We start from the raw sequence: 3,341 nt of genomic DNA on the forward strand, positions 1-3,341 counted from the left end.
GCTATTCTAAATAGTAGTTAGTTGCGATTCAGCGATCCGATCTAAAGTATGTTGTTGCGCTTCAGCGCTCTTCTCAATAGTACGTTGTTGCGCTTCAGCGCTCTTCTCAAAAGTACGTTGTTGCGCTTCCGCGCTCTTCTCAAACTTACGTTGTGGCGCTTCAGCGCTTACCCGCAACAACATACCTAAAAATCAACTTTGCCCATGCTTAGGCGAGGCATTAACCAAAAATCTTCCCTTTTAACTCTAAAATCTGAAATTCTCGCTAAATATGTTGGGTTTCGCCTTATTTAGCCCAACTGAGGAATTTTGTAACAAAAATAACAAAGCGGTAACACCTTTATTGTTACACATATTCAACCGCTCAGAAAACTCGCCCACAATCTCTCCTACAGGAGAAGCTATGAGAGTGCGATCGCCCCTTTCCTTCTGCATCCTTTTTCTTGTTACTTTCACCATTATTGTAGGTTGCGTCAATCCTGCCACCTATATTAAAACAACCACCGAAACCGATTCCAGTTCCTCCTCAGCAGTTGCCGGTGCTGCCCGTCTGGGATTCAGCGCGTGGCCCGGTTGGTTTCCTTGGCAAGTGACACAAGAACAAAAAATTTTTCAAGCAAATAATGTTCCGGTAGACCTCAAATGGTTTGATGGATATTTGGAATCTATTAGCACCCTGACCGCAGGACAAATAGATGCCAATAGCCAAACTTTAGGAGATACGGTTAACTCCATATCGGGTGGCGCAGACCAAGTGATTGTCCTGGTGAACGACAACTCGACTGGCAACGATAAAGTAATCGTCCGAGATGGCATTAATTCAATTGCCGATTTAAAAGGGAAAAAAGTAGCCGCAGAAGAAGGTACGGTCGATCATTTTCTCCTTTTGTTAGGTCTGAAAAAAGCAGGTTTATCGCCACAAGATATTCAGTTCGTACCGCTAGAAACAGGTAAAGCAGCGGCAGCATTTGTCGCGGGACAAGTCGATGCGACGGCGGTGTTCGCTCCCTTTACCACGCAAGCATTAAAGCGTGAGGGTAGTAAGGAATTGTTCAGTTCCAAGGACTTTCCGGGAGCGATTTCCGATCACCTCGTAGTGACGCGCAAATTTGTAGAACAATATCCCGATCGAGTACAGGCATTGGTTGATTCCTGGTTTGCCACATTGGAATATATGAAGGCAAATCCAGATAAAGCTTATGAAATTATGGCGAAACGAGCGGGTGTTCCTGTGGAAGAATACAAGCAATATGCTGATGGCACACGGATATTTACAATTGAGGAAAATATTAAAGCATTTCAACCAGGGAGCGATTTGACTTCGTTACAGTTTGCCGCTCAGGAAATGAGTAAATTTCTCAAAGAAGTGGGGTTATCAAAAACGCAACCGGATTTGAGCAAATTATTTGACGATCGCTTTGTCAAAGCGTACATAAAAGGGCTAGGGGTTAGGGGCTAGGGAAGAGAGAATAGGGGAAAATCCAAAATCCAAAATCTAAAATCTAAAATTATATGAGCCAAGAACCTGGATCGATTCGAGATTTCATCCGAGCTAAAAAGCTCAATACGACTGTTTTCTGGCAACTTGCCGAAGACATTCCCAAACCTCTCAACACAGGGTTGGTAATTACTTCCATAGCCGCTCCCCTGCTGCTGTGGTGGTTGGTAACTGCATTTGGCAACATCGACCCCAAATTTTTACCCTCACCCGCTAAAGTGCTGGAGGCGTTCGGACGTTTGTGGAGTACTCGCGAACTCCTCAAGGATACCGTAGCGAGTTTGTGGCGCGTCGGTGTCGGATTTATTTTTGCCGCAGCGCTTTCCATCCCCGTTGGCGTATTGATGGGTAGTTTTGCGAGTATTCGCGCTTTACTGGAACCGTTGTTCGGCTTAATGCGGTATATGCCTGCGCCTGCCTTTATTCCTCTGCTAATCCTGTACCTGGGTATAGGAGAGGAACCGAAAATTACCCTCATCTTTATTGGGGTTTTCTTTTTCAACTCCTTAATGGTGATGGATACTGTAAAGTTTGTATCAAAAGATTTGATTGAAGCGACTTATATTTTAGGAGGCGATCGCAAACAAGCCTTGCTTCAGGTCATTTTTCCGCACGTCTTGCCGGGAATCATCGATGCTTGTCGCATCAACTTGGCAGCGGCATGGCAGTTAGTGATTGTCTCGGAACTAATTGCCGCAACGGAAGGTTTAGGTCGTCGCATTAGCGTGGCGGGTCGATTTCTGAGGACTGATGAAATTTTTGTCGGGCTAATCGTTATCGGCGTCATTGGATTGACATTCGATTTGCTATTCCAATATCTGTTACGAGTTTCTTGCAAATGGTCTAGCCAAAAACGTTAATTTTTCACAGATTATTCAATCACCAATTATCGCATTTAGGAGAGTTAACCAATGTATCTGCAAATCAACAACCTGCACAAACACTTTGAAACAAAAAACGGCACGTTAGTTGTCCTCAAAGATATTAACATGACTATTAAAGAGGGCGAATTTATCTGTGCCGTGGGAGCATCCGGTTCGGGTAAATCTACTCTGTTGCGACAAATTGCCGGACTGGATACACCCACATCTGGGGAAGTGAGAATTGATGGAGAGGTTGTCACTGGGCCAGGGCCAGACCGAGGCATGGTATTTCAGCACTATACGCTTTATCCTTGGATGAGTGTGCAGGAAAATACCGAGTTTGGACTCAAGCTTCAAGGCGTGCCGAAGAAGATCCGACGCGAGCAAGCTAGCTATTATTTGAGTGTGGTAGGTTTGACTAATTTTGCTAAGTCATTGCCGAAGGAACTATCGGGTGGAATGAAGCAACGGGTGGCAATTGCTCGCGCTCTTGTTTCGGAACCGAAAGTATTATTAATGGATGAACCTTTCGGTGCGTTGGATATCCACACCAAAGAGTCGATGCACGAATTTATGTTAGACCTTTGGCAGCGCACCAATATTACAATTTTCATGATTACTCATGATGTCGAAGAAGCGGTATTTTTAGCTAACCGCATCTATGCGCTGGGTTCTCGTCCCGGTACAGTCAGAAAAGAAATTAAGGTTAAATTACCCGATCGCACTCACACCGTTAAGCGCCACTCTATCTTCCACGACTACCGGGACGAGCTGATGGATCTGCTGCGGAGACACGGACAGGAAGCTCTCGCAGCAGCATGAGCGCGAATTCTGCTAATCTAGTAACTCAAGTTGCTAGTTAACGCAAGTTGCTAGTTACATTATTCAAGTTAAGATTAGGTATGTAGTTGGGGGTTTAAGCAACAAAAAAAAGAATAAAAACCCAAAAAAAAAAACAAAAAAAAAAAAAAAAAAAAAAA

At 44.3% G+C, this 3,341-nt stretch carries 4 protein-coding genes; 3 read left to right on the top strand and 1 reads right to left on the bottom strand.

What is annotated here, in order from left to right:
• Positions 1-6 precede the first annotated feature (6 nt).
• Positions 7-183: a hypothetical protein gene (locus ACE1CD_RS00005; protein WP_374820561.1), complete on the bottom strand. Its 177-nt coding sequence runs from the start codon at positions 181-183 to the stop codon at positions 7-9.
• Positions 184-403: 220 nt separating this feature from the next.
• Between ACE1CD_RS00005 and ACE1CD_RS00010 the strand changes: the two genes are divergently transcribed.
• From ACE1CD_RS00010 to ACE1CD_RS00020, 3 genes are read left to right on the top strand one after another with little or no spacing between them, the layout of a single operon-like run.
• Positions 404-1,459, top strand: coding sequence for an ABC transporter substrate-binding protein (locus ACE1CD_RS00010; protein ID WP_374820564.1), 1,056 nt, complete (start codon positions 404-406; stop codon positions 1,457-1,459).
• 53 nt (positions 1,460-1,512) lie between these two features.
• Positions 1,513-2,358: an ABC transporter permease gene (locus tag ACE1CD_RS00015; protein ID WP_374801242.1), complete on the top strand. Its 846-nt coding sequence runs from the start codon at positions 1,513-1,515 to the stop codon at positions 2,356-2,358.
• A gap of 51 nt (positions 2,359-2,409) precedes the next feature.
• Positions 2,410-3,183 carry an ABC transporter ATP-binding protein gene (locus tag ACE1CD_RS00020; RefSeq protein WP_374801244.1) on the top strand — a complete coding sequence of 258 codons (774 nt, stop codon included), beginning with the start codon at positions 2,410-2,412 and terminating at the stop codon, positions 3,181-3,183.
• Positions 3,184-3,341 lie beyond the last annotated feature (158 nt).

The sequence above is a fragment of the Aerosakkonema sp. BLCC-F183 genome (genome assembly GCF_041929145.1).
Taxonomy (GTDB): domain Bacteria; phylum Cyanobacteriota; class Cyanobacteriia; order Cyanobacteriales; family Aerosakkonemataceae; genus Aerosakkonema.

What these genes read in the sequence shown, in the direction of transcription:
- ACE1CD_RS00005 (WP_374820561.1), bottom strand. Translation starts at nt 183, where the DNA reads ATGTTGTTGCGGGTAAGCGCTGAAGCGCCACAACGTAAGTTTGAGAAG.
- ACE1CD_RS00010 (WP_374820564.1), top strand. Translation starts at nt 404, where the DNA reads ATGAGAGTGCGATCGCCCCTTTCCTTCTGCATCCTTTTTCTTGTTACT.
- ACE1CD_RS00015 (WP_374801242.1), top strand. Translation starts at nt 1,513, where the DNA reads ATGAGCCAAGAACCTGGATCGATTCGAGATTTCATCCGAGCTAAAAAG.
- ACE1CD_RS00020 (WP_374801244.1), top strand. Translation starts at nt 2,410, where the DNA reads ATGTATCTGCAAATCAACAACCTGCACAAACACTTTGAAACAAAAAAC.